The 21,896-nt window shown below is 42.0% G+C and carries 22 protein-coding genes; 6 read left to right on the top strand and 16 right to left on the bottom strand.

The genetic code is table 11. The features are described 5' to 3' along the window. From NYR63_RS00880 to rsxA, 4 genes are read right to left on the bottom strand one after another with little or no spacing between them, the layout of a single operon-like run. Positions 1-645 carry a trimeric intracellular cation channel family protein gene (locus NYR63_RS00880; RefSeq protein WP_279457731.1) on the bottom strand — a complete coding sequence of 215 codons (645 nt, stop codon included), beginning with the start codon at positions 643-645 and terminating at the stop codon, positions 1-3. Beyond that, positions 638-2,929, bottom strand: a complete 2,292-nt coding sequence (gene rsxC / locus NYR63_RS00875) for an electron transport complex subunit RsxC (RefSeq protein ID WP_279457730.1) — start codon at positions 2,927-2,929, stop codon at positions 638-640. The genes NYR63_RS00880 and rsxC overlap by 8 nt, the downstream gene beginning before the upstream one ends. Further along, positions 2,922-3,533 carry an electron transport complex subunit RsxB gene (gene rsxB / locus NYR63_RS00870; RefSeq protein WP_279457729.1) on the bottom strand — a complete coding sequence of 204 codons (612 nt, stop codon included), beginning with the start codon at positions 3,531-3,533 and terminating at the stop codon, positions 2,922-2,924. The genes rsxC and rsxB overlap by 8 nt, the downstream gene beginning before the upstream one ends. After that, a complete protein-coding gene (gene rsxA, locus NYR63_RS00865; RefSeq protein WP_279457728.1) occupies positions 3,533-4,114 on the bottom strand; it encodes an electron transport complex subunit RsxA in 582 nt (193 codons plus the stop codon). Before rsxA ends, rsxB begins: the two co-directional genes overlap by 1 nt. A 427-nt stretch (positions 4,115-4,541) precedes the next feature. Here rsxA and nrdG point away from each other — a divergent pair, with 427 nt between their 5' ends. Then, positions 4,542-5,009 (top strand): anaerobic ribonucleoside-triphosphate reductase activating protein, encoded by a 468-nt coding sequence (gene nrdG, locus NYR63_RS00860; protein ID WP_279457727.1) that lies wholly within the window; start codon positions 4,542-4,544, stop codon positions 5,007-5,009. 4 nt (positions 5,010-5,013) lie between these two features. After that, a complete protein-coding gene (gene nrdD, locus NYR63_RS00855) occupies positions 5,014-6,795 on the top strand; it encodes an anaerobic ribonucleoside-triphosphate reductase (RefSeq protein WP_279457726.1) in 1,782 nt (593 codons plus the stop codon). A gap of 102 nt (positions 6,796-6,897) precedes the next feature. Here nrdD and NYR63_RS00850 read toward each other — a convergent pair whose 3' ends face one another. After that, a complete protein-coding gene (locus NYR63_RS00850; RefSeq protein ID WP_039197504.1) occupies positions 6,898-7,788 on the bottom strand; it encodes a LysR family transcriptional regulator in 891 nt (296 codons plus the stop codon). 199 nt (positions 7,789-7,987) lie between these two features. On the opposite strand from NYR63_RS00850, the gene NYR63_RS00845 reads away from it, so the two are divergent. Both NYR63_RS00845 and NYR63_RS00840 read left to right on the top strand, forming a co-directional pair. Further along, entirely contained in the window at positions 7,988-8,566 is a 579-nt protein-coding gene (locus tag NYR63_RS00845) for a DsbA family protein (RefSeq protein ID WP_052190392.1), read from the top strand. A gap of 9 nt (positions 8,567-8,575) precedes the next feature. Continuing rightward, positions 8,576-9,229, top strand: coding sequence for an NAD(P)-dependent oxidoreductase (locus NYR63_RS00840; RefSeq protein ID WP_039197506.1), 654 nt, complete (start codon positions 8,576-8,578; stop codon positions 9,227-9,229). A 33-nt stretch (positions 9,230-9,262) separates the two neighbouring features. Here NYR63_RS00840 and NYR63_RS00835 read toward each other — a convergent pair whose 3' ends face one another. Together NYR63_RS00835 and rdgC are read right to left on the bottom strand one after the other, a co-directional pair. Then, positions 9,263-9,868, bottom strand: a complete 606-nt coding sequence (locus NYR63_RS00835; RefSeq protein WP_279438056.1) for a beta-phosphoglucomutase family hydrolase — start codon at positions 9,866-9,868, stop codon at positions 9,263-9,265. Between the two features lie 9 nt (positions 9,869-9,877). Next, entirely contained in the window at positions 9,878-10,786 is a 909-nt protein-coding gene (rdgC, locus tag NYR63_RS00830; RefSeq protein ID WP_279457725.1) for a recombination-associated protein RdgC, read from the bottom strand. A gap of 173 nt (positions 10,787-10,959) precedes the next feature. Between rdgC and proC the strand changes: the two genes are divergently transcribed. Next, the gene (gene proC / locus NYR63_RS00825; protein WP_279457724.1) at positions 10,960-11,778 is read left to right on the top strand and encodes a pyrroline-5-carboxylate reductase; all 819 of its coding nucleotides are present in this window, start codon (positions 10,960-10,962) and stop codon (positions 11,776-11,778) included. Next, positions 11,775-12,929, top strand: a complete 1,155-nt coding sequence (locus tag NYR63_RS00820) for a 3-phenylpropionate MFS transporter (protein WP_279457723.1) — start codon at positions 11,775-11,777, stop codon at positions 12,927-12,929. Before proC ends, NYR63_RS00820 begins: the two co-directional genes overlap by 4 nt. Positions 12,930-13,009: 80 nt before the next feature. Here the strand turns inward: NYR63_RS00820 and mnmA are convergent, their stop codons facing one another. The 9 genes from mnmA to NYR63_RS00775 form a co-directional block, all read right to left on the bottom strand. After that, on the bottom strand, positions 13,010-14,179 hold the full coding sequence (gene mnmA, locus NYR63_RS00815; RefSeq protein WP_279457722.1) for a tRNA 2-thiouridine(34) synthase MnmA: 1,170 nt from the start codon (positions 14,177-14,179) through the stop codon (positions 13,010-13,012). Positions 14,180-14,422: 243 nt separating this feature from the next. Beyond that, positions 14,423-14,668 (bottom strand): (Na+)-NQR maturation NqrM, encoded by a 246-nt coding sequence (gene nqrM / locus NYR63_RS00810; protein WP_279457721.1) that lies wholly within the window; start codon positions 14,666-14,668, stop codon positions 14,423-14,425. A 12-nt stretch (positions 14,669-14,680) separates the two neighbouring features. Then, the gene (locus tag NYR63_RS00805) at positions 14,681-15,721 is read right to left on the bottom strand and encodes an FAD:protein FMN transferase (RefSeq protein WP_279457720.1); all 1,041 of its coding nucleotides are present in this window, start codon (positions 15,719-15,721) and stop codon (positions 14,681-14,683) included. A gap of 205 nt (positions 15,722-15,926) precedes the next feature. Further along, on the bottom strand, positions 15,927-17,156 hold the full coding sequence (nqrF, locus tag NYR63_RS00800; RefSeq protein ID WP_279457719.1) for an NADH:ubiquinone reductase (Na(+)-transporting) subunit F: 1,230 nt from the start codon (positions 17,154-17,156) through the stop codon (positions 15,927-15,929). A gap of 10 nt (positions 17,157-17,166) precedes the next feature. Beyond that, entirely contained in the window at positions 17,167-17,763 is a 597-nt protein-coding gene (nqrE, locus tag NYR63_RS00795; RefSeq protein WP_279457718.1) for an NADH:ubiquinone reductase (Na(+)-transporting) subunit E, read from the bottom strand. Position 17,764: 1 nt separating this feature from the next. Further along, positions 17,765-18,388 carry an NADH:ubiquinone reductase (Na(+)-transporting) subunit D gene (locus tag NYR63_RS00790; RefSeq protein WP_279457717.1) on the bottom strand — a complete coding sequence of 208 codons (624 nt, stop codon included), beginning with the start codon at positions 18,386-18,388 and terminating at the stop codon, positions 17,765-17,767. Beyond that, positions 18,388-19,161: a Na(+)-translocating NADH-quinone reductase subunit C gene (locus NYR63_RS00785; protein WP_279457716.1), complete on the bottom strand. Its 774-nt coding sequence runs from the start codon at positions 19,159-19,161 to the stop codon at positions 18,388-18,390. Before NYR63_RS00785 ends, NYR63_RS00790 begins: the two co-directional genes overlap by 1 nt. Before the next feature lie 2 nt (positions 19,162-19,163). Continuing rightward, a complete protein-coding gene (locus NYR63_RS00780; RefSeq protein ID WP_279457715.1) occupies positions 19,164-20,396 on the bottom strand; it encodes an NADH:ubiquinone reductase (Na(+)-transporting) subunit B in 1,233 nt (410 codons plus the stop codon). Between the two features lie 4 nt (positions 20,397-20,400). Beyond that, positions 20,401-21,750, bottom strand: a complete 1,350-nt coding sequence (locus tag NYR63_RS00775) for a Na(+)-translocating NADH-quinone reductase subunit A (RefSeq protein WP_279457714.1) — start codon at positions 21,748-21,750, stop codon at positions 20,401-20,403. Between the last annotated feature and the right edge of the window lie 146 nt (positions 21,751-21,896).

Genomic DNA, 21,896 nt, shown 5'->3' with positions numbered 1-21,896 from the left:
TTAAATTCTCGGTAAATTTAGATTAAATCGAATCGCTAATAAGCGTATCACAATCACGGTAGCGACCGTCGCAATATCCACCCAGCGGCTTTCTACGCCGGCGGAATAGAACAATACAAAAATCACACCACCAACTAAGCTTGCCGTAACATACACTTCTTTTTGTAACACGATCGGCACTTCGTTACGTAAAATATCTCGAATCACACCGCCAAAGCAGCCGGTTATACCGCCTAACGCAATCGCAATGAAAGGGTGTAACCCGAAATCCAAACCTTTTTGTACACCAATTACAGTAAACACGCCTAAACCAATCGCATCAAAAATCAGCAAGCCAGTTTGCCATTCTTTTTTGCTGATATTATTCTTAAATACCGCTGTAATAATTACTGCAAGAGTAATCATCAATACATAGATCGGCTGTTTCATCCAAAAAACCGGCGTACTGCCGATCATCACATCACGCAGCGTACCGCCGCCTACACCGGTCACAAACGCTAAAATGAACATACCGAATATATCCATTTTATGCTGACGAGCCGCCATTGCACCCGACACGGCAAATACGATCGTACCGATTAAATCTTGAATAAATAAGAATGACCAAGGCAACGGTGGTAATAAGCTGTCGAATAAATTAGTCATTTGGTGGCTCTTGCCCCATTTTCTTCGCTTTAGCTCTTGCTATTGCCGCTGCAACCGCCGCTTTACGCGGATCTTCCGCTTCGGTTGCAGTTGCAACTTTTTCGGCATTTTCGACCGCTTGTTCTGGCATTTGGGCCGCTTTCTTCGCTTTCGCTCTGGCTAACGCTGCCGCAACCGCCGCTTTACGCGGGTCTTCCGCTTCGGTTGCAGTTGCAACTTTTTCAGTATTTTCAACCGCTTGTTCAGCGGATTGTTGTGCCGCTTTCTTCGCTTTTGCTCTGGCTAACGCCGCTGCAACCGCCGCTTTGCGTGGGTCTTCCGTTTCGGCTGCAGTTGCAACTTTTTCGGCATTTTCGACCGCTTGTTCAGCGACTTGCTGAGCCTCTTTCTTCGCTTTCGCTCTGGCTAACGCCGCCGCAACCGCCGCTTTACGCGGGTCTTCCGCTTCGGTTGCAGTTGCAACTTTTTCGGTATTTTCAACCGCTTGTTCCGGCGTTTGAGCTGCTTTTTTCGCTCTTGCACGAGCTAACGCCGCTGCGACTGCCGCTTTCTTAGGATCAGTTTCTTTATCCTGTTGTACGGTATTAACCGATAAATTCTCGTTACTTGCTTCAGCTGCAGCCTCCGCTTGTTTTGCCAAGCGTCTTGCTCTGCGTTGCGCCATTAACTCACTATTATCCGGATCACCATTAGCTTTTGTATGGACTGCTTCCACCGCTGTTTCGGTTTCTGCTTTTTTCGCCTTAATACGGGCAAGTGCTGCCGCAACTGGATCTTCTCCGGCAGAATTTGCTATTTCTTCTCGGCGTTTATCCGCCGCTTGTGCGATACGTGCGGTTCGAGCTTCTTTTTCTTTTTGTAAACGAGCTTCTCTCGCTTCAAAACGAATTTTCGCTTCTTCCGCTTTTTTCGCTTTTTCTTCAATTTCCGCTATTTTAGCTTTTTCTTGGCGGAAATATTGAATCAGCGGAATGTAGCTCGGGCAAACATAAGCACAAACGCCACATTCGATACAAGCGTCCAAATGATATTCTTTCGACTTATCATGATCTTCCGAGCGTGCATACCAGTAAAGCTGCTGCGGCAATAATCCGACCGGACAAGCGTCCGAACAACTTGAACAACGGATACAGCTACGTTCAGGCTCCGGCGGTGCATATTCAAAATGATCCGGCGCAATAATACAGTTTGCTGTTTTCGTAATCGGTGTTTGCAATGACGGCAGGATAAAACCGGTCATCGGTCCGCCTAAAAAGACCGGAAAACGGCTATCCGCTTGATAATCTACTTGCTCCAGTAAATGTTGAATCGGGGTACCCAGTCTTGCCCACACATTGCCTTTATTACGAATTTTATCGCCGGTCAGCGTCACCACTCGTTCAATCAAAGGCTCATCATCCATTACCGCACGCTTAACCGCAAATGCCGTACCGACATTGTGCATCACTATACCCATTTCGATGGTACGTTTACCTTGCGGAATCTCTAAACCGGTTAAGACTTGTACCAATTGATCGCTCGCACCTGACGGATAAATGGTTGGAATTATGCGTAAGGTAATATCGTTCGAGCCTTTTAAGGCTTGTTCCATCGCTTTAATCGCTTGCGGTTTATTATCTTCAATCGCTAATACGACTTCTTCCGGACGTAACACATAACGTAAAATACGGATTCCTTCAAGAAACTCATGAGTATAATCCTGCATCAGACGATCATCACAAGTAATGTAAGGTTCGCACTCCGCTCCGTTGATAATCAATACTTTACAACGCTTATCCGCCAAACTGAGTTTTGAAGCGGTCGGGAACACCGCACCGCCTAAACCGGCAATACCGTATTGGTAAACTTTTTCGATAATTTGACCGCTTGTCAGCGTTAAGAAATCGTCTATCGGCTGACGTTCAATCCATTCGTCTTTACCGTCCGTTTCAATAATTACGGTAATCTCGGGTAAACCGGACGGATGTGCGGATACATAAGGCTCAATGCCGATAACCGTGCCCGATGTCGGTGCGTGTACCGGCAACTGGCGATAATTATCACCCTTGGTCAGCGGCTGCCCTTTTAATACACGATCGCCAATCTTAACCAACAACTCGCCCGCCCAGCCCGAATGTTGTACCACCGGCACATAGAAAAATTTAGGTAGATGTAAACTGCGAATCGGCTTTTGATTCGATTGTTTTTTATTTTGCATCGGGTGAATTCCACCCGGAAACTCCCATAATTTACCGGATTGGTTACCTTGACGAATACGATCCAATACGTCTATCGCATTACTCATGTTTACCTCCGCCAATTACCAATTTTTTCTGTAAATCCGTTGTATTCACTACCGGAATCACTAAATTCTCATCAAATTGCCAATTCCATGTTCTCGTAGTCGTCTGCTGTTTAACCATTTCAATACAATTGGTCGGGCAAGGGGCGACACACAATTCACAACCGGTACATAAATCGGGAATCACGGTATGCATCGCTTTATTGGTACCGATAATCGCATCAACCGGACAGGCTTGAATACATTTGGTACAGCCGATACACATATCTTCGTGAATCAATGCCACCTTCACTTCCGGCTCGGCAACGCCGTCCATTGCCGGCACTTCCACACCCAATAGATCCGCAATTTTTACCACCAAAGGCTGACCACCCGGCACGCATTTGGTAATTTGATCACCGTTGGCTATCGCTTCCGCATACGGCTTGCAACCGGGATAACCGCATTGCCCGCATTGGCTTTGCGGTAACAAGGCATCAATTTGTTCGACGATAGGATCGGCTTCAACTTTTAACTTAATTGAAGAATAGCCTAAAATCGCCCCGAAAATCAGGGCGATCACAGCAATAGCGATAATGATATAAACAATAATAGGAAATGCTAACATTAGATTTTTACCAAACCGGTGAAGCCCATAAAGGCAAGCGACATTAATCCCGCCGTAATTAAAGCGATTGAAGCCCCTTGAAACGGACGTGGCACATCCGCAGCCGCCAAACGCTCACGTAATGCGGCAAATAGAACAAGGACGAGTGAAAAACCTAATGCGGCACCAAATCCGTAAAGCACGGACTCCACAAGATTATTTGAAAGATTTACATTTAATAATGCGACCCCCAGCACCGCACAGTTAGTCGTAATTAACGGCAAATAAATCCCTAATAAACGATATAAGGTCGGGCTGGTTTTATGCACAATCATTTCCGTTAATTGCACAATCACCGCAATCACTAAAATAAACACTAAAGTACGTAAAAATTGTGCATCTAAAGGGATCAGCACATAAGTTTCAACTAAATAAGCCGCCAACGACGCCACCGTCAAAACGAAAGTAGTCGCCATTCCCATTCCAATGGCGGTTTCCACTTTTTTCGACACGCCCATAAACGGACAAAGCCCTAAAAATTTCACTAGGACAAAGTTGTTTATCAGCGCGGTACTAATAATTAACAGAATGTAATCGACCATAGCATCCACGATAAAAAGATAAAATAAAAATAAGCGGTTGTTTTCATTAAAGAACTTGCAAAAAAATTCAAAAATTCGACCGCTTGTATAGGATAAATAAGTTAGAAAAATGCTCGCTATTATCTCGTTTTTTACGTTTTCGAACAATAAAAAATATGAGGTATATTCATCAACATATTATTTCGAATAATTTTATATTTTGATCTCTTTTGAGATTTTCTGATCCGGATGATGTACAACAAATTTATACATAATGCACAGCAAAATTTACAATTTACGAATCTCTTTATTTTTCCATCACTTATAAAATTTCAATCCCTCGCCTATAAATTTTTCTATTTTCTTTTCTGAAAAACGAACTAAAATCCACAATATATTGTGTTAATAGATAAAATCAACACAATATATGGTAACAATTTTATAACAAATGAAAAACCTCAGATTTTGCTCGGAACGAATTGTTTGGCAAGAAGTGCCGCACGAAACTTCACTCGCCTTCTTAATTACCGGTTGCCCGTTAGGCTGTAAAGGCTGTCATAGTACGGAAAGCTGGAAATTAGGAAGCGGTCAAATTTTGACGAAAAATTACCTCACCGAGCAATTAAATAAATATCAAGGCTTAATCAGCTGCGTACTTTTTATGGGTGGCGAATGGCTGCCTGAACAACTTATTCCGCTACTGAGTTACTGCAAACAAAGAGGGCTACGGACTTGCCTTTATACCGGGCTTGAACGAGATGAGCTTTCCGCAGAATTACTTTCGCAATTAACCTACCTAAAAACAGGGCGTTGGATTGCAGAAAGAGGCGGTTTAAACAGTCTTACCACCAATCAACGTTTTATCGATTTACGCACCGGCGAAAATCTCAATCATTTATTCATCAAGGGAGTTTAATTACATGATTCGCTTACAACCTAATCAACTTGAAGGCAAGTTAAGCTTTATTGAGCATTATCTGCACGCAAAAAATGCGGCGGACGGTTCCAAAATGGATGCGAATGCCAATGTGACCCAAAAAAACATTGCCACCATGGAAAATGAAATGATGAAAGACTTCTTTGTGCAAATTAACCGTGCCAAAGTGAGTAACAAAATTGCAGAATTATTTGATGAAGAGCTTGCCGGCGAATACTTACGTCAAATTGAAGCGCATGAGATTTACGTACACGATGAAACCAGTCTAAAACCTTATTGCGTATCGGTTACGATGTATCCTTTCTTACGTGAAGGACTCACCAAATTAGGCGGCGAATCTAAAGCACCGAAGCACCTTGCATCATTCTGCGGTTCTTTTGTGAATTTTGTGTTTGCGGTCAGCTCACAATTTGCCGGCGCAGTCGCTACCGTTGAGTTTCTAACCTATTTTGACTATTTCGCCCGTAAAGATTTTGGTGATAATTATCTGGAAACCCACCGCAGTGAAATCGAAAATCATCTACAACAAGTGGTTTATAGCATTAACCAACCGGCTGCCGCTCGTGGCTACCAAAGCGTGTTTTGGAATATTTCACTTTATGATAAACACTATTTCGAAGCAATGTTCGGTAATTTTGTGTTCCCTGATTTTGAACGCCCGAATTGGGAAACCACTGCGGCATTACAAATTTTCTTTATGAAATGGTTTAACCAAGAGCGTACTAAAGCGATTTTAACCTTCCCTGTGGTTACGGCGGCAATGCTGACTGAAAACGGCAAATGCAAAGACAACGAATTTGCCGATCAAATGGCGGAAGAGTTGTCACAGGGTAATTCATTCTTTATTTATCAATCGGATAATCCCGATTCACTCGCTTCTTGCTGCCGTTTACGTAATGAGATTTCAGATCATACCTTCTCTTATTCATTAGGTGCAGGCGGTGTGGCGACCGGTTCGATTAACGTCATTACCATTAATATGAACCGTTTAGTGCAAGATGGACGTGACTTAGAGGACGAAGTCGGCAAGATCCATAAATATCAATACGCTTATCGTAAATTAATGGAAGAATATTTAGCCGCCGGAATGCTACCGGTTTATGATGCGGGATTTATCTCTTTAGATAAGCAATTCCTCACGATTGGTATTAATGGAATGGCGGAAGCGGCCGAATCACAAGGGCTAACTGTCGGTTATAATCCGGATTATATGCAGTTTGTACAAAGCCGTTTAAAAGTGATTTTTGAAGCAAATCAGACCGCTTCCAAAAAATATGGCGTGAAATTCAATACCGAATTTGTACCGGCGGAAAACCTTGGGGTGAAAAATGCTAAATGGGATAAAGCTGACGGCTATTTTGTGCCACGTGATTGCTATAACTCTTATTTCTATGTAGTGGAAGATGAAAATACTAATGCTTTGGATAAATTCTTGCTCCACGGAAAAGAGCTAATTGAGTGGTTAGATGGCGGTTCTGCGTTACACCTCAACCTAGACGAAGCATTAACTCAAACGGGCTATCGCTCATTGCTTGATATTGCAGCAAAAACCGGCTGTAACTATTTCTGTATCAATGTGAAAATCACCATTTGTAACGAATGTGCACACATTGATAAACGTACTTTATGTAATTGTTCAAAATGCGGTTCGCAAAATATCGACTACGGCACACGAGTAATCGGCTACTTAAAACGCGTATCCGCTTTCAGTTCCGCCCGCCAAAAAGAACACAGTTTGCGTTTTTATCATCGGGAAGCGGCTTGACCCCTCTCTCTACGGAAATTGCTTGACGCAATTTTCGTTGTCTCTCTCCCGCAAGGGGAGAGAGTGCATTTCCTTTTTCTCTTAAAAATTTAACCGCTTGTATCACCAATCTTGGTTGGCAAAACGTTCGACTAAAAAGTCCACAAACTGCCGAACATTAGGCGACAATTTATGGCGTGAAGCATAAAGAGCATAAATCGAATAAGTTGGTAATTGCCAGTCAGTGAGTATCGCAGTCAGACGATTTTCCGCTAAATGTTCACTAGTCAAATACTTCGGCAGCATTGCTATACCGCCGTCTGAAAGCGTAAAGTTCAATAATGCCAATGTATCATTGGTCGTAAAGGTGCTGGTTAATTCTAAATGGACTTCCTGATCAGCTTGGCTAAATTTCCATTCCTTTTTATTAATATTGGCATGAGCTAAATAGCGATGCTGACTTAGATCTTCCGGTCGTTTTGGCGTTCCGTATCGTGCTAAATAGTTCGGGCTTGCGACAATCAAGGAATGACACTTCGCCAATGGGCGAGCAATTAAACTCGGATCCGGATTATTGGTAATCCGAATCGCAACATCAATCGCTTCTTCCACCAAATTCACTACTTTATCTCCCAACTGCATTTGCACATTAAGTTGCGGATGTATTTCCATAAATGTTTGAATTGCGTCCAATAAATGCGAACTGCCAAAGGTAGTATTCGAAGCAATACGCAATGTGCCGTGCAAACTATTTTGTTGCTGATGAAAATCCTGCTCAATCGAATCGGTTATATTTGCAATTTTTCGGCAATATTCGACCGCTTGTCTGCCTGCATCCGTTAGCGAAACGTGGCGAGTAGTACGATGTAATAATCGGGCATTAAACCACTCTTCCACTAACGCAACCGCTCTGGTTACCATTGGACGAGAAAGTTCCATTCTCTCCGCCGCTGCTGTAAAACTATGAGTTTCCGCCACATTTAAAAATACTTGAATCGCTGTAATTCTGTCCATTTTTCATTCTTATAACATTTTAAATTGAAACAATTATAATTTAAAATTGAAACAATTATAATTTAAAATTCATTATTTTCACCAAATTTATTTCAAATAATGAAACAAACTTTTGCTAAAGAGATTCTTTTTCACTGGATTCATTTACGTATAATGCAGCTCATCTACTGATGAAGAAATAAGATTTCAAGGAAATAAAATGCAAAAAATTTATTATCTTTTCGACCCTTTATGTGGCTGGTGCTATGCCGTCTCCAACGGCTTGGCAGAATTAGCGGAAAATGCCGAAATTGAACTGATACCAACCGGCTTATTTAGTTATGACCGTTTGATTGATGCCGATTGGGCAGAACACGCTTGGACAAATGACCAACGTATTCATCAACTTACCGGACTATCTTTTAGTGAAACTTACCGACAAAATATCTTGCTTGGAGCGAAAAACTTTAATTCTTTCGCACTGGTGCAAGCCTTAACGGCGGTACGACAAGTAGAACCCACTCAAGAATTAAACGTGCTTCGCCTATTCCAAAAAGCTCGCTATGAAAACGGTCTAGATACGGCGGATATTAACGTACTCAGCCAAATTTTAACTGAGAATGGTTTTACACAAGCGGTCAATATTTTGCAAAATTCTGCCACGATAGATCTTGCTAAGGAACGCATTACCCAAGGGGCGGCATTAGCGGCAGAACTTGGTGTACGTGGAGTACCGCAAATTTTTAAACAAACCGAACAAGGTTTGATTCAACTCAATACTCAAACATTTATCAAATAGGAGCATAAAATGAAAATTGCAGTTATCGGAGCAACAGGATTAGTCGGAAATGCAACTGTACAAGAATTAGCTGAGCGTGGTCATCAGGTCATCGGCTTTGCACGTAACATTGAGAAAGTATTCCAAGCGGACAATGTAACGGCAGTACAAGCAGACGTAAATGCCGCTGATTTTGCCGAAAAATTAAAAGGCTTTGATGCCGTAGTAGCCGCATTTAACGGCGGTTGGGACAATCCAAACTTAGCAGCGGATACCGAGCGAGGTTGGAAGGCTATTTTAGCTGCGGCTAAAACCGCTCAAGTGCCGTATTTATTGGTCATCGGCGGAGCAGGTAGCCTATATGTTGCCCCGAATCTTCAGTTAGTTGATACGGCGGAATTCCCTGCGGAAATTTATCCGGCGGCAAATGTGGTGCGTAATTTACTGACTGAATTACAAGCTCGCCGAGATATTAACTGGGCATTTTTATCGCCTGCCGCAATGTTTGCCGTCTTACCGTTATCTTTCGATAAAACCGGCACTTATCGTTTAGGTAAAGATGATATGTTGCTGAACACAGACGGCAGCCCAGCTAATATTACTGTGCCGGATCTCGCCGCCGCGATTGCTGATGATGTCGAACAGAAAGCTCATTTATTTGAGCGTTTTACCGTGGCGAACTAGAAAATAGCTCTCTCCCGCAAGGGAGAGAGTTAATTATCGTGCCTTTGTAATCTGATTGGTTCTCACATCAAACACATCCATTCCGCCGGCAAGGGCGGCTTGGATACCGAGATCGGCATCTTCAAATACCAGACAATGTTTAGGCTCTACCCTCAAACGCTCAGCACAGAGTAAAAAGGTTTCTGGTGACGGCTTATGTTGTTTCACATCGTCCGCATCGACAATCGTGTTGAAATACGGGCGTAGGTTAAATTTATCGAGTAATTTATACGCCTGCACACGGTGAGCGCCGGTGCCGACCGCTAACGGCTTTTTGCCCGAATAGTGTTGGATAATTTCAAACGCTGGTAGCAGAGAAGAATGTTCATAGGTAAGATCCATCGCAATTTTACGCTTCATTTGCACCACTTCTTCCAATAATTCCATCGGCATATTCGCTCGTTGCATAATTTCACGCCCAATGGTGTAAGTGGTTGCACCGCCTAACTCGTACATTACTGAGCTATCTACTTGATAACCGAAATGTTCGCCGGTAATCTCCCACGCTTTTGCATGGCTTGGCATCGTATCAATAATAGTGCCGTCCATATCAAAAATGAGAGCCTGATACTGATCCAAAATTTCTGCACTGACTAACATCGCTTTCTCCTAAATACGTTCTTTAATACCGCCAAATTCCTCAATCATTTTTTGAGTAAATAATTTAAGTTCTTCGGTCATCAACAAGAAATCCGCATCAAAACGTTGAGCAATATCTTCTTTTAAAATATCATCATTTTTCTCACGCACTTCATCGGCAAATTTCACACGGGAAAGCGTAGCATCTTCATTTAATACGCACGAGAAGTGGTTCTCCCAATCAATTGCAAGTTTTGTGACAAATTTGCCCGCTTGTAAATGTTGAGCGATCTCTTCGCTTTCCAGATCTTGGCGTTTGCAACGAATCATGCTATCCGTATCAAAAGATTTTAACTCTGCTTCTTCCAATAAACTCAACCAATTCGGCGTATGTCCTTTGGCAATCCAGTTTGTCATCACTTCACTCGGCAACAAAGCGAAGGAAATCGGCACAACGGGTAGCGATCCTAAGGTTTTACGCAATAATGCGAGCGTATCCTCCGCTCGTTTGCTTGAGCCTGCATCAACATAAATGAGCTGTGCATCTAAATCCAACCAAATTGCGGTGAATTGATGTTTACTGAATGCTCGAGGCAACAACATTGCCACCACATCATCTTTGATCGCCTGTTTTTCGGTTTTCTTGAGCTTACGGGCTTCTTTTTCTTCTAAAACGGCAATACGTTCTTCCGTTTCTTTTTTCACCACATTCGCCGGTAACAGCTTATCTTCTTTATGTGAAATCAATAAAAACTGTTTGCCCTGCGAAAAATGTAATAATTCCGAACCGGAAAGCGGACTCGACCAACCGAATTTACTCATATCGCTTTGTGAACAAGGGGTAAATTTGGCTTGTTGCAGTTGCTCTTCCAGAGAACTACTTTCCAACGAAAGTGGCGAAGTCAGGCGATAAATCATGACATTTTTGAACCAGAACATTTTTATGATCCTTTTAGGGTGTTAGAATGGGCAAAATTCTAACAGATTTCTCTTTTGGGCTCTAATCAAATCTCCCCTTCCTTTTTTCTAAAAAAGGGAATTTTAGGGCTGATTGGAGAACCGCTCCCCTCTTTTATAAAGAGGGGCTGGGGGAGATTTTTATGAGGGTAAAAATGAATCATCAAAAACTTGCCTTTATTGGCACCGGCAATATGGCATACGCTATCATTCAAGGCTTACTCAAAAGCCATTATCCCGCCTCGCAAATCATCGCTTGCAACAAAAGCAATTTAGCTCGCCGAGCGGAATTACAAGCGGTCGGAATCGCCACAAATTTTACCAATCGTGCAGCAGTTGAACAGGCGGAAGTCGTGGTGTTAGCGGTCAAACCGCAAATGATGGCGGAAGTTTGTAGTGAATTTTCAACGGTGGATTTTTCGAATAAAACCGTGATTTCTGTCGCAGCTGGGATTTCAGTTGCCCGTTTAGAGCAGCTTTTACCAACAGCAAAAAATATTATCCGCACCATGCCAAATACACCTTCGCTGATTGGCGAAGGAATGACTGGGTTATTTGCAAAAAAATCGGTAAATTCGACCGTTTGTCAATTTGCTGAAAGCCTGATGTCCGCAGTCGGGAAATGCTATTGGGTCGAACAAGAACAGCAAATCAATCACATTATTGCAGTGACCGGTTCCAGCCCTGCCTATTTCTTCCGTTTTATGGAAGCGATGCAACAAAGTGCAATACAAATGGGGTTCAGTGAAGCTGATGCACGTTTACTGGTGCAACAAGCCGCATTAGGCGCAGCAAAATTAGTCGAAGCAAATCCGAATACTTCACTTGCTATACTACGAGAGAACGTGACCTCAAAAGGCGGTACGACGGCACAAGCCTTAGCGGTATTTGAACGGCACAAATTAACCGAAACGGTCGATCAAGCGATGCAAGCGGCTATTCAGCGTGCGGAGGAAATGGAGTTGCAGCTATGATCAATCTAACGCCGTTCCAATGGTCGGCATTTAATTTCTTCGGCTTCTTTTGTGCCTACGGAGTATTTTTACCCTTTTTACCGGTTTGGTTAAAACAATACGGATATAGTACCGAAATGATCGGCTTACTCGCCTCCTTCGGTTATTTGTTTCGCTTTGCCGGCGGAATGTTAGCTTCACAACAAGTGAAATCGCCCAATCAATTAATCCCTACGGCTCGTATTCTCACATTACTGAATCTGATTGTGATCGTTGTTATTGCATGGTCGGCGGAATCGATTTGGTTGCTATTCCCAGCACTGATGCTGTTCCATATTTTTAATGCCGGTGCGATGCCGATTGGAGATAGTATCGCTTCGCTTTGGCAACAACAAGTCGGTATCGATTACGGCAAAGCGCGCTTATTCGGCTCGATTGCCTTTGTGGTCGGTTCATTAAGCACAGGCTATTTAACCGGTTGGCTAGGGGAAGGTTCAATTATTTGGATTATGTTCGTTTTCTTTATCTTACTAGGTTGCGGGCAATTACTTACGCCGACAGTCGGCTTTGAAAATCAACAAGATAAGAAATCTTCATCAAATCTCAGCTATTGGCAGATTCTCAAAGAACCAACTACGTTACGTATGATGTTTGCCGTTTCATTAATTCTTGGATCACACGCCGCTTACTATATTTATAGTACGATTCATTGGTCGGCAGCCGGTATTTCCACCCAAACCAGCAGCTTGTTATGGGGCTTTGCGGTGTGTGCTGAAATTTTATTTTTCTTATTTTCCAACCGCTTATTTAAAGCGTGGCGTATTTCGCACTTAATGATCATTGCAAGTTTTGTCGCAATTATTCGCTGGTCAATTTTAGCTTCAACCACTGAAATTAGTCTGTTGGCGATCTCTCAAACATTCCATGCCATCACGTTCGGTATGGCTCACTATGCAATGATTCGTTATATTTCTGCTCAAGATCCGGAAAAAATAACTAAATTACAGGGTTTATATTTTGCGTTATCGAATTGTGGCTTTACGGCGATCTTTACCTTTATATCAGGTATGATATACCAAGATAACCCAAATTTTGTCTTCTGGTTGATGGCGATTATCGTTATACCGGCAATTTTAATCGTACCGAAAAAATTTAACGCTACATTACGTTAAACCCAAAAATAAACAAGCGGTCATATTTTGCAAATTTCTTACAAAATATGACCGCTTGCTTTATACAAGTAAGTTAATCCTTACTTCAATTGTTCTTCGATAACACCTCCACCTAAGCAAACTTCGCCTTGATAGAAGACCGCTGATTGTCCCGGTGTCACCGCAATTTGCGGTTCATCAAAGATCACTCGAATCGTATCATCACCCATCGGTTGAATTTCACACGCGATATCCGTTTGACGATAACGCGTTTTTACCGTGCAACGTAGATTTTCACGAATCGGCTGACGATCCACCCAGTGTAGCTGAGTTGCGATTAAACCGCTTGAAAGTAATGCAGAATTATCATGACCTTGTGCCACGACCAGTACATTATTGATGAGGTCTTTTTCGACTACATAAAACGGATCTTCGCTCAAGCCTTTCACCCCGCCAATCCCTAAACCTTTACGCTGACCAAGGGTGTGATACATTAAACCGTCATGACGACCGACAACTTTACCGTCCACCGTTCTGATTTCACCCGGTTGTGCCGGTAAATAACGCGCTAAGAAATCTTTAAATTTACGTTCACCGATAAAGCAAATACCGGTCGAATCTTTTTTCTTCGCTGTCGCTAAACCGAGATCCTCAGCAATTTGACGTACAATCGGTTTCTCAATATCACCCACCGGGAATAGGCTCTGTCCTACTTGCTTATGGCTTAACGTGTAAAGGAAATAACTTTGATCTTTATTTGCATCTAAACCACGTAATAATTGTGCGTTATTATCATCACCGCTACGACGTACGTAATGACCGGTTGCAATATAATCCGCACCTAAATCTTCCGCTGCATATTCTAAAAATGCTTTAAATTTAATTTCTTTATTACAAAGAATATCCGGATTCGGCGTACGACCCGCTTTATATTCGTTTAAGAAATGCTCGAAGACATTATCCCAATACTCTGCGGCAAAATTGATTTTGTGCAGTTTCATGCCCAGTTTATCCGCCACCGCTTGAGCATCGGCTAAATCCGCCGCTGCGGTACAATAATCGGTATCATCGTCTTCTTCCCAGTTTTTCATAAACAGGCCTTCAACTTGATAACCTTGTTGTTGCAGGATAAAAGCGGATACTGATGAATCTACGCCACCGGACATTCCAATAATCACTTTCTTTTTCGCATTCTCCGCTAATTGCTCAGCGGTTAATTTAGCAAAGTGAGTATCATAAGTTTTTGAGCTAAGTTGAGTTTGATTTGTCATAATTCTCCCGTAACTTCGGTTAAGGCGAAGCACATTGGTTGGTTTAACAGATAGGTAAGTATTTACTTACACATATAGAAAACGGCACAAACCGAATGTTTGTGCCATTAAAATATTGAAAAAGAGACTGTAAGGTTTAACAATTTTTAAACCTCTTTCCCCTCTCCCTGATTTTTCTTTCATACAAAGAAAAATCTGTCCCTCTCCCACAAGGGGGAGAGGGATATGTGTCCTTTATATTTTTTATTTTACTTCGTAGAATTGCGGTTCTTTGTTGAAACGTGCCACTTCTTCAGGATCAGCCGTACCGTCTGCCATTTTAGCTTTCAGATTGTCGCAAGGCTCTTCGCAGTCACACATTTTTTTCATACCTAATGCGGTAATACCGCCACAGCTGCCTTTGATTGTTTTTCCTTTTACGATAAAGCCAATCGACATTGCAAAAATCACGGCGATAAAAAAGCCGAAAGTAATTAATAATGTTTCCATTGTTTACTCCAATTATTTTTGGTTAATTAATTTTTCAAATTCGCTCGACATTTTAGTTTCAAATGTTTCGCCGTTCTTGATGATCAGAAAGACCGCTAACTTTTCACGCTCAGCCACTTCTAACGCTTTTTCTGGCCCTAACACGAATAAACCGGTTGATAAACCGTCCGCCGTCATTGTGGTTGGGGCAAATACGGTAATCGAAGCCAATTTATGGCTAACCGGACGTAATTCTTTCGGATTAATAATATGTGAAAGACGGTTACCTTGTTCATCTTCAAAATAATTACGGTAATTACCGGATGTCGCCATACCAAGATTGTGTAACGGTACGGTAATCTGTGCTGCTTGTCCTTGCGCTAGTGTCGGTTGCTCAATTGCAATACGCCAATCCACACCTTGTAAATTTTTCCCTTTACCTCGCAACTCACCACCGATTTCCACTAAGTAATTGGCTAAACCGAGGCTTTCCAGATATTCCGCCAATTTATCTACGCCAAAACCTTTTGCGATGGAAGAAAGATCTACATAAAGATTAGGTACTGATTTGATTAACGACGGCTTTTCACCTACCGTTAATTTTAATTTTTCAATGCCGACCGCGTTCGCACGTTCTGCAATTTGTTCTGCTGAAGGTACTTTATTTAAACGTTTATCCGGTCCGAATCCCCATAAATTCACTAATGGCCCGACAGTTATATCCAGTGCGCCTTCAGTTACTTTATTTAAACGAATCGCTTCCGCTACTACTTTTGCAAAATCAGGCGAAATTTCAACCGCTTGTTCCACGTCACGCAACTGGTTAAAACGACTGATTTGCGAATCGTCTTGATAGGTGGACATTTCATGATTAACCGTTTTAAGTAAACCGTCAAGCTGCCGCTGTACTTCTTCTGACTTAGGTAAATGAGATAGCTTACGGTCATCAATATATTTGACCGTATAAGTTGTACCCATCGTTTTACCTTGTAAGGTAATTTGCTCCGGAGCTTTATTACAAGCGGTCAAAAAAAGTACCGACATTGCGAAAATTAAAATAGATTTAAGTTTCAAATTAAACCTCTTTATTTTAGTAGGTAAGATTTACGGACGAATACATCACTTCACCCTAACAAAAGAAATTACTATTGAAAAAGACTGCAACAGCAAACTTTTTCACTAATAATTTAAAGCACTTCAAGCGGTGTGATTTACAAAAAACTTTGCAAATCACACCGCTTGTAAATCTGGGCGCATTTACACCCTGTTCGATTTGGTATTAACCACCGAAGTCATCTAATAAGATGTTTTCGTCTTCAACACCTAAGCTCTTCAGCATACCGATTACCGCTGCGTTCATCACCGGCGGACCACACATATAGTATTCACAATCTTCAGGTGCTTCATGATTTTTCAGATAGTTCTCATAAAGTACGTTGTGAATAAAGCCTGTGTAGCCTGTCCAGTTATCTTCCGGTAACGCATCTGAAAGTGCTACGTGCCATACGAAGTTATCGTTTTCAGCCGCTAATTGGTCAAAGTCTTCTTGATAGAAGATTTCACGTTTAGAACGCGCACCATACCAGAATGACATTTTACGTTTAGATTTTAAACGTTTTAATTGGTCAAAGATATGCGAACGCATCGGCGCCATACCCGCACCACCACCGATAAACACCATTTCGTTGTCGGTTTCTTTCGCGAAGAATTCACCGAACGGACCGGAAATCGTTACTTTATCACCCGGTTTTAACGACCAAATGTATGAAGACATTTGACCCGGTGGAACATCCGGATTACGCGGAGGAGGCGTTGCAATACGCACGTTTAGCATAATGATGCCTTTCTCTTCCGGATATGAAGCCATTGAGTAAGCACGAATAATATGCTCGTCCACTTTTGACACATAACGCCATAAGTTAAATTTATCCCAGTCTTCGTGATATTCTTTCGGAATATCGAAGTCTTTATAATTAACTGTATGCGGTTCCGCTTCAATTTGGATATAACCACCCGCACGGAAAGGTACTTCTTCGCCTTCAGGAATTTGAAGTTTAAGCTCTTTGATGAAGGTTGCTTTGTTATCGTTAGAAATAACGGTACATTCCCATTTCTTCACACCAAAGATTTCTTCCGGAAGCTCAACATCCATTGAAGATTTTACATTTACCTGACACGCTAAACGCCAACCTTCTTTCGCTTCTTTCTTCGAAATGTGCGATAACTCGGTCGGAAGAATTTCACCACCGCCGGATTTTACTTGTACTTTACATTGACCGCATGAACCGCCACCGCCGCAAGCTGACGATACGAAAATACCTTTGCTCGCTAAAGCACCAAGTAATTTACCGCCCGCCGGAAGCGTAATGCCTTTTGCCGGATCGTTGTTGATTGAGATGGTAATATCACCTGAATCGACTAATTTTGATTTAGCGAAAAGAATGATCACCGCAAGCACTAATACCAGAGCAGTAAATGCGATAATACCGAAAATAAAATTACTATCCACGATATGCTCCTTATAATTGAATGCCTGAGAATGACATAAAGCCTAACGCCATTAAGCCTACGGTGATAAAGGTAATACCTAAACCGCGTAAACCTGCCGGCACATCAGAATATTTCATTTTTTCAGTTAAACCGGCAAGCGCAACGATTGCTAACATCCAACCCGTACCCGCACCGATACCATAAACCACAGATTCCGTGAAGTCATATTCACGTTGAACCATGAATGATACGCCGCCGAAAATCGCACAGTTTACGGTAATCAACGGTAAGAAGATACCTAATGCGCTATATAACGCCGGGAAGAACTTATCCAATACCATTTCCAAGATTTGAACAAGTGCCGCAATCACACCGATGAATGTAATGAAGTTTAAGAAACTTAAATCTACACCTTCAACAAGTGCGCCGTCTTTTAAAACGTGTGTGTAAACCAATTGGTTAGCCGGTACGGAAATACCTAATACTACGATTACCGCAACACCTAAACCAAAAGCCGTTGAAACTTTCTTAGATACCGCAAGGAATGTACACATACCAAGGAAGAAAGAAAGTGCCATATTCTCAATGAATACAGACTTAACAAATAGACTTAAATAATGTTCCATCTTATTTCTCCACTTGCTCCGGTTTCCAGGTACGAAGTCCCCAAATCACAAAACCGATAATGAAGAACGCACTTGGCGCTAATAAGAATAAACCGTTAGCTTGATACCAGCCGCCGTCTTGAACGGTTTGTAAGATTGTTACGCCGAATAGTTTACCCGAACCGATTAATTCACGTAAAAACGCAACGATGATTAACATCGCACCGTAACCTAAACCGTTACCGATACCGTCTACAAAACTTTCAACCGGACCTGATTTCATTGCAAATGCTTCAGCACGACCCATTACGATACAGTTAGTAATGATAAGACCTACGAATACAGAAAGCTGTTTTGATAAGTCATATGCATACGCACGTAAAATTTGGTCAACTAAGATTACAAGTGATGCAATGATAGCCATTTGTACAATGATACGGATACTATTCGGAATATAGTTACGAATCATTGAAATAAACATACTGGAGAAAGCGGTAACTAAACTTACCGCAATCGCCATTACTACCGCTGTTTGTAACTGAGTAGTTACCGCTAATGCAGAACAAATACCTAAGATCTGTAATGCAATAGGGTTGTTATCCACGATTGGAGATAACAATAACTTTTTAAGATTGTTACTCGCCATTAGTTAGCTCCCATTGCTGCTTTAAATTTCGCTAAATATGGACCGAAGCCATTAGCACCGAACCAATATTTGAATGAGCCGTCCACGCCGTTTGAAGTTAATGTTGCACCGGATAATCCGTCGATACCGTGATCTTTGTCTTCCGAAGCACCTTTACCTACGGTTAATGCCACTTCATTGTTTGCATTGAATAATTTCTTACCCACAAAGTTTTTCTGCCAGTTAGGGTTAGCGATTTCACCGCCAAGACCAGCCGTTTCACCTTGTTCATAGTAAGTAATACCGTTTACCGTATTCGCATCAGGTTGAACCGCAACAAAACCGTACATAATTGACCATAAACCGTTACCGTACATAGGTAGTACCACTTGGCTTATTTTACCGGCTTCGTCTTTGACTAAATATACTTCCGCATATTTAGCACGTACTTTAATGTTCGCTTTATCATCAGCCGGATTAATCACTACGTTTTGAGCAGGATCTTTCGCTGCCGCTTTCGCATCAAAGTTGGTTACGCCATCAACATAATCACCGGTCGCTAAATCAACGATTTTCGGCTCAATGAATTTAGCATAGGTTTCTTGCACGTTTGTTTTTTCCTGCATTAAACCTGCCGCTTGTAAGATGTTTTTCTGTTTATCAAGCTGTTTCTGAATATCTTGTGTCGGTTTTAATAACACCGCAGCACCTGCTACGATAAGAGAACAGATTAAACTTAATAACACAACAACGGTTAAAGTACCGCTTACGCTATCTTTATTAAATTTAGCCATTTTTATGCCGCCTTCGCTTTTCTACGTTTGATGTTGCCTTGAACGACTAAATAGTCGAAGATCGGAGCAAATAAGTTAGCGAATAAGATTGCTAACATCATACCTTCCGGATATGCCGGGTTTGCTACACGGATAACAACACACATAAAACCGATTAACGCACCGTACCACCATTTACCTTTGTTGGTAAATGCCGCAGATACAGGGTCTGTCGCCATAAAGAACATACCTAATGCGAAACCGCCTAACACTAAGTGCCAGTGCCATGGCATTGCAAATAATGGATTTGTATCCGAACCGATTAAGTTAAATGCGGTTGCGGTCGCAGCCATACCAACCATTACGCCGGCAATAATGCGCCATGAAGCAATACGGGTAAACACGATAATTGCCGCACCGATGATTAACATCAGTGTTGAAACTTCGCCGATTGAGCCTGGAATATTACCTAAGAATGCATCCATCCAAGTAATTTCTTGACCGGTTACCGCATGTTTAAGTGCACCCTGTCCGCCTTGCGCCCATTGAGATAGCGCCGTCGCACCTGAATAACCGTCGGCGGCAACCCATACTAAGTCACCGGAGATTTGTGCCGGATATGCAAAGAATAAAAACGCACGTCCCGCTAATGCCGGGTTCATAAAGTTTTTACCTACGCCACCGAATACCTCTTTTGCCACAACAACACCGAATGTCGCAGCAAGCGCAGCTTGCCATAACGGTAATGTCGGCGGAACGATTAATGCTAATAAGATAGAAGTAACAAAGAAACCTTCATTAATTTCATGCTTACGCACCATCGCAAATACGACTTCCCAGAAACCACCTACTAAGAAAATAGTTAAATAGATTGGAAGGAAATAAGTTGCACCGAGGAACATTTTACTGCCCCAGCCCGCATCAGCGGTTAATGTCGCACCTAACGCATCCGAAAAACCGTAATGCCAGTTATTTGCGATAGTATCCGCTAATGTACCTAAATGATTTGTTGCCAATAACGCTTGATGACCGACGTTATACATTCCCCAAAACATCGCTGGGAATAATGCCAACCATACGATAATCATCATACGTTTAGAATCCAACGCATCACGTACGTGTGAATCTTTACGAGTCACAGTACCCGGTGTATAAAGAATGGTATATGTCGCTTCAAAAAGCGTGTACCATTTTTCATATTTTCCACCTTTATGAAACGCAGGTTCCATCTTTTCAAAAAGATTTTTTAAACCCATTTTCTTAACCTTCCTTCTCGATCTTATCTAACGCAGCACGTAACATCGGACCGTAGTTGTTTTTACCCGGGCAAACATAAGTACATAATGCTAAATCTTCTTCATCCAGCTCTAAGCAACCTAAGTTTTGCGCAGAATCGGTATCGCCGGCCGCTAAATCACGAAGTAATAATGTCGGGATAATATCTAACGGCATTACACGTTCATAGGCACCGATTGGCACCATTGCACGCTCACCACCATGAACGGCAGTCGTGAAGTTAAATAATTTTTTACCGAAGTGACCTAATACGGTACGAGTAATAGAGAATTTATCCGAACCCGGCATAATCCAACCGAATAATTCTTTTTCACGACCTTCCGCAAGTACGGAAACTTGTAACGCATAGCGACCTAAATAATCAACCGGACCTGTTGCCGTTGCACCGCTTAATACCGAACCTGAAATCACACGATTCTCACCTACGTTTAACTCATTCGCAGTTAATTGAGAAAGATTAGCACCAAGACGCGTACGCACTAAACGAGGATTTTTCACTTGCGGACCTGCAAGAGAAATAACACGGTCAGTAAATAATTCGCCTGTTGTGAATAATTTACCAATCGCAATAACATCTTGATAATTTAAGTGCCAAACTTGCTTGGTTGCACCTACGGGATCAACAAAGTGGATATGTGTACCGACTAAACCTGCAGGGTGAACACCACTAAACGATTTAATTGTGATGCCTTCAATTGCCGGACTTAACGGGATATTACTATCCGCATCTTTACATAGATAAACCGGTTTCTGACCGTCAAATAAACGAGTTAAAACAGTTAAACCGTATTTAAAATCGGTTTCATACTCTTTTAAAACCACTTCCGGATCCGCCGCTAACGGATTAGTATCCATTGCATTAACGAAGATAGATGACGGAATAGCATCTACTGCAGGAACCTTACTGAACGGACGAGTACGGAATGCAGTCCATAAACCTGATTCGATAAGATTTTGTTTCACTTGCTCGGCTGATAACAACGCTAATTGCGTAGCATCATAGCGAGTAAAGGTAATTTGCTCATCACCCTCAACTTTAATCACGACCGACTGAAGAACACGCTTTTCACCACGGTTAATTGCAACCACAGTACCGCTTGCAGGAGCAGTAAATACTACGCCCTGATTCTTTTTATCTTCAAAAAGAACCTGACCTTTTTTCACTACATCGCCTTCACGAACTTTCATTGAAGGACGCATACCCACATATTCTTCGCCAAGCATCGCAACTTCATTAACGGTATTGCCGTTATGGATTACTTGTGCCGGTGTACCTGCGATAGGTAAATCCAAGCCTTTCTTGATTGTAATCATATTATTTGCACTACTTTTGTTGGGTTAAAAATATGATTGCGAAAATCGCAATCGCTTCTCTTGAGCCGTAACTTACATAAAAATAAACGAATTCCCCCACTTATTTCCGAAGTTACATAAAGTTCTCAAATCTGATTTTTCCTGTA

It is taken from the genome of Actinobacillus genomosp. 1, from assembly GCF_029774175.1.
GTDB lineage: Bacteria > Pseudomonadota > Gammaproteobacteria > Enterobacterales > Pasteurellaceae > Actinobacillus.
The sequence above is the reverse complement of the archived record's forward strand: the minus strand, read 5'-3'. Positions and strand labels throughout refer to the sequence as shown.